At 67.9% G+C, this 4,156-nt stretch carries 4 protein-coding genes; all 4 read right to left on the reverse strand.

From position 1 onward, the window contains the following. The coding region (locus K2Z83_RS27930; RefSeq protein WP_370650287.1) for a mandelate racemase/muconate lactonizing enzyme family protein at positions 1-1,161 on the reverse strand (1,161 nt) is incomplete at its 3' end. Positions 1,162-1,484: 323 nt separating this feature from the next. Continuing rightward, positions 1,485-2,309 carry an NAD(P)-dependent oxidoreductase gene (locus K2Z83_RS27935; RefSeq protein WP_220598453.1) on the reverse strand — a complete coding sequence of 275 codons (825 nt, stop codon included), beginning with the start codon at positions 2,307-2,309 and terminating at the stop codon, positions 1,485-1,487. Positions 2,310-2,495: 186 nt separating this feature from the next. Continuing rightward, positions 2,496-3,194: a FadR/GntR family transcriptional regulator gene (locus tag K2Z83_RS27940; RefSeq protein WP_220598454.1), complete on the reverse strand. Its 699-nt coding sequence runs from the start codon at positions 3,192-3,194 to the stop codon at positions 2,496-2,498. Positions 3,195-3,278: 84 nt separating this feature from the next. Then, positions 3,279-4,156, reverse strand: an 878-nt coding sequence (locus tag K2Z83_RS27945) for a PQQ-dependent sugar dehydrogenase (RefSeq protein WP_220598455.1), incomplete at its 5' end; no start/stop codon positions are given.

Consider the following 4,156-nt stretch of genomic DNA (forward strand, 5'->3'; position numbering starts at 1 on the left):
CCCGTCGCCGCGGCGGTAGTGGGGCGCCTCCCAGAACCTCCAGCTCTGGCCCTGGGCGACGGACTCATCCATCTCGATGCCCAGGCCGGGCGCGGTGGGCAGCGGGAAGGCCGTGCCCTCGAGGCGCGGCTGCACCGGGAAGAGCAGGTCGGCGTCGTTGACCCCGGACGCCCCGGCGTAGAGGTTCTCGGCCTCGGTGACGCGCACTTCAAGCCAGGCGAAGTTTGGCACCGCCGCCGCCATGTGGATGGTCGCCGCCGTGCAGATCGGGCCGAGCGGGTTATGCGGCATCAGGTCGATGTAGTGTGTCTCGGCCCAGCCGGCCACCTTCATGGCCTCGGTGAATCCGCCGACGTTGCAGATATCGACGCGGGCGTAGTCGGTCAGGTGGCGCTCGATGAAGGGCTGGAACTGCCACTTGCTGGCGAACTCCTCGCCGACGGCGAAGGGCACCTCGGTGAGCTTGCGCAGCGCCGCGTAGGCCTCGGGGCTCTCGTCGCGGATGGGCTCCTCGATGAAGTCGATCGTGCCGCGCGGCATGCGCTGGCAGAACGAGGCCGTCTCGGCGATGCTCAGGCGGTGGTGGTAGTCGATGCCGAGGGTCAGCTCGCCGCCCAGCTCCTCGCGCACCCTGGTGAGCCAGCGGGCGGTGTAGGCGATGCTCTCGCGCGGCTCGAAGATCGCCGGGTCGGCGGGCGGTCGGGGCAGCAGGGTGCCGGTGCGGATAACCCGCCAGCCGCGCTCATAGAGCAGCTGGGCGCTGGCCAGCAGCTCCTCGCCGGTGCCGCCCGAGGCGGTGGCGAAGCAGGGGATGACATCGCGCTGCTTGCCGCCGAGCAGCTGGTAGACCGGCACGCCCAGGGCCTTGCCGGCGATATCGTAGAGCGCGATGTCGATCGCGCTCTGGGCGGCCAGCAGCACCCGCCCGCCCTCGAAGTACTGGCTGCGGTAGAGCTCCTGCCAGATCCGCCCGCGCTGCATCGGGTCCTTGCCGATCAGGAACTCGCGGAAGTGCCGGAGCGCGCCGACCACGGACAGCTCGCGCCCGCTCAGGCCGGACTCGCCCAGCCCATAGATACCCTCGTCCGTCTCGATCTTGACCACCAGCTGGTTGCGGTTGCCCACCCAGACCGGGTAGGGCTTGATGTCGGTGATACGCATACGATTTCCTGATTGCAGATTGCAGATTGCAGATTGCAGATTGCCCAGGGCCATCGCATCTTATTCTGCATTGTAGTGCCCTATTTTCGAGGTATGTACTCGCGATTGCTGGCGTTTCCTTCGCGAGCATGTGCGACCGCAGCCTCTGGCACTCTCGGGTGATTGGAAAACTCGCGGCAGCATTCCGTAATCGTGTAGCCTGCCTGATCAAGCCATATCGTTACATGGCATAGATTGCGCATACAGGTGATTGGAATGAGGAATTAGATGCGATGGCCCTGGGAGATTGCCGCAATCTGCAATCTGCAATCTGCAATCTGCAATTACACATGTACCCACCCGAGCACGCGCTCGGCCTTGCTCGTGTCGAAGAAGCTCTCGTGCCCCGGTAGCTCGCCGCGCACTGGCGTGTCGGGGTAGTGCCGCTGGGCGAGGGCAGCAGAGGGCTCGGCGGCGGCGGTGTCGCGGGCGGCGATGTAGAAGACCTCGTGGCCGGCGAAGCTCGCGGTGAGGGCGAGCAGGCAGGCCCGGGCGGCCTCGCTGAGCAGGGTGTAGGCCCAGAGGTGGCGGCTGGCCCAGACGCTTGACGCCGTGATCTCGGCGGCCCGCTCTCGGCTGGGCAGTAGCCAGTGGAAGCGCAGGCTGGCGATCGTCAGCGCCTCATAGCGGCGGGCGAAGGCGTCGGCCTGCTGCTCCAGCACCCACTTCGAGAGGCTGTAGGGGTCCTCGGCGTAGGTGGGGTGCCGCTCGTCCACCGGGAAGTAGTCGTAGCGCGGGGCGCGGCTGAAGGCCCCGCCGATCGCGTTGACCGAGGAGGCCAGGCAGACCCGGCCGATGCCGAGGGCCGCGGCGGCGCTGAGCGCGTTGTAGCTGGCCAGGGTGTTGTCGGCGTAGACGACCGTGTCGGGGTGGGTGCCGGGGGCGCGGTGGGCCGCCAGGTGTACCAGCGCGTCGCAGCCGCTCATGGCCCCCACAAGCTGGCCGAAGTCGCGCACGTCGGCCACCACGTGACGGATCGTGCCGCCCCAGGGGCCGAGGCCTGCGGGCAGGGCGCGGTCGATGCTGACGACGCTGTGGCCCTGACTGGTCAGGTAGGGGGCCAGCTCGCGGCCAAGCTCGCCGCCCCCGCCGGTGATCGCGATGTGCATAGGGGTCCCTTTGTTGGGGCGCAGCAGGCGGCGCCCTTCCTTCGTATCCTCTCGTTGGGGCGCAGCAGGCGGCGCCCTTCCTTCGTATCCTCTCGTTGGGGCGCAGCAGGCGGCGCATATAGCGCCTCTCGACCCGATAGTACCCAAGTGGCGCCGCCTGCTGCGCCCTTACAGCGGGCGGCCCCCTTACTCATTCATCACGGCGAGCACGCCGCTCAGGCTATCGTTCATGTGGGCCAGCATCAGCAGGCGGGCCTGCGAGCTGTTGCGGGCGCTGAGCGCCTCGGCGATCAGCAGGTGGTAGCTGACGGCGCGGGCGGTCATGCCGGGCCGGCGTGAGGTGAGGGTGCGGGTCTCAATGAAGAGGTCGTTCACACTCTCCATCATGCGGAAGAGCACCGGGTTGTGGGCGGCCCTGGCGATCGAGCGGTGGAACTGCACGTCAGAGTCGGTGAAGTCATTCCCCTGACGCACTTCGTGATCCATCTGGCGGGCGAGCGTATCGATCTCGCGCAGCTCCTGGTCGCTGCCGCGCTCGGCGGCCAGGGCGGCCAGATCCGGCTCGATGATCCGCCTCGTCTCGGCGAGGGCCAGCAGCAGGCCGCTGTCGCGGCTCTGAAAGAAGCTCGGCAGGTCGCCTATCGCCAGCGCATCGGCGACGAAGACCCCGCTGCCGTGCTCGATCCGCACCAGGCCGATCGTCTCCAGCGCCCGCAGGGCCTCGCGCACGGATCCCGCGCCCACGCACAGCTCACGGGCGAGGCGGCTGATACTTGGCAGCTTTGTGCCCGCCGCCCACTCGCCGCGCTTGATCCGCTGCTCCAGATCGGCGTACACGACACTAAAGACGGGGCGGGGCCGACGTTGTTCGCCCTCTGCTTGCACCGGACACTCCCCTCTTAACTATTGCAGATTGTAGATTGCAGATTGCAGATTGTGCCAATCTGCAATCTACAGCCGGCAACTGCCCTAGCTCTCGAAGCTCAGCTCCCACACGGCGCCGCCCGCGCCAAACTCCAGCACATAGAGCTTATTGCCGATCATCACCGCGTCGATCGGGTTCTTGAAGTCGCGCGCGATCTGGGTCGCCGTCATAATATAGTTATCCACGCTGCGGGTGAGCCGCAGCTCCAGCAGGTCCTGGCCCTTATCGGTGAGGGTGCCGCCGGCCGCGCCCCAGCTCAGGATGAAGGCGACCGAGGTCTCGCCGGTGGCGCGCATATCGGCGGGCATGGCGGCGTCATCGGCGAAGACGAGGCCGAGGGGAGATCGGTGGGGGGTGAAGCTGGTGATGCTCGGCCCCTCCTTCGCGGCGTCGTGCGGCTTGCCGTCGTCGCCGCGGTACTGGGCGGCGTCCGGCCCGCTGCTCAGGATGGGCGCGCTGAAGGCGGCCGGGGCCGGCGGGAAGGTCGGGTCGTTCTTGTAGGTGCCGGTGTTCACCGCCGTGAAGTCATTGCTGAGCCGCACGTCCTGCGTGGCGTCATAGCCGGGGAACTGCTGGGGGTTATCCTGGGTGCCGAAGCGCCAGGGGAATCCGTAGTGCCGGCCCTCGCGCAGCCAGTTCAGCTCGTCGGGGTAGTCGGCGTCGGGGCCGTTATCGCCGCCGAGCAGGTCGCCGTTGGGGGCGAAGGCCATGTCGAAGGTGTTGCGGGTGCCGTCGGCGAAGAGGTAGGGCTTGATGCCGGCCTCGTCGTTGGGCAGCTCCAGCCCGGCCGAGTCGGCGGGGATGCGCAGGATGGCCGAGGTGATCGGCTCCTCGCGCAGGTCGGGGTAGGCCCCTCCGTTATCCTCCACCTCGCCGTGGTCGGTGCGCGAGCCGCTGTTCAGGTAGATCCATGCGCCGTCGG

Origin of the sequence: Oscillochloris sp. ZM17-4 (assembly GCF_019599295.1) — a bacterium.
Lineage (GTDB): Bacteria > Chloroflexota > Chloroflexia > Chloroflexales > Chloroflexaceae > Oscillochloris.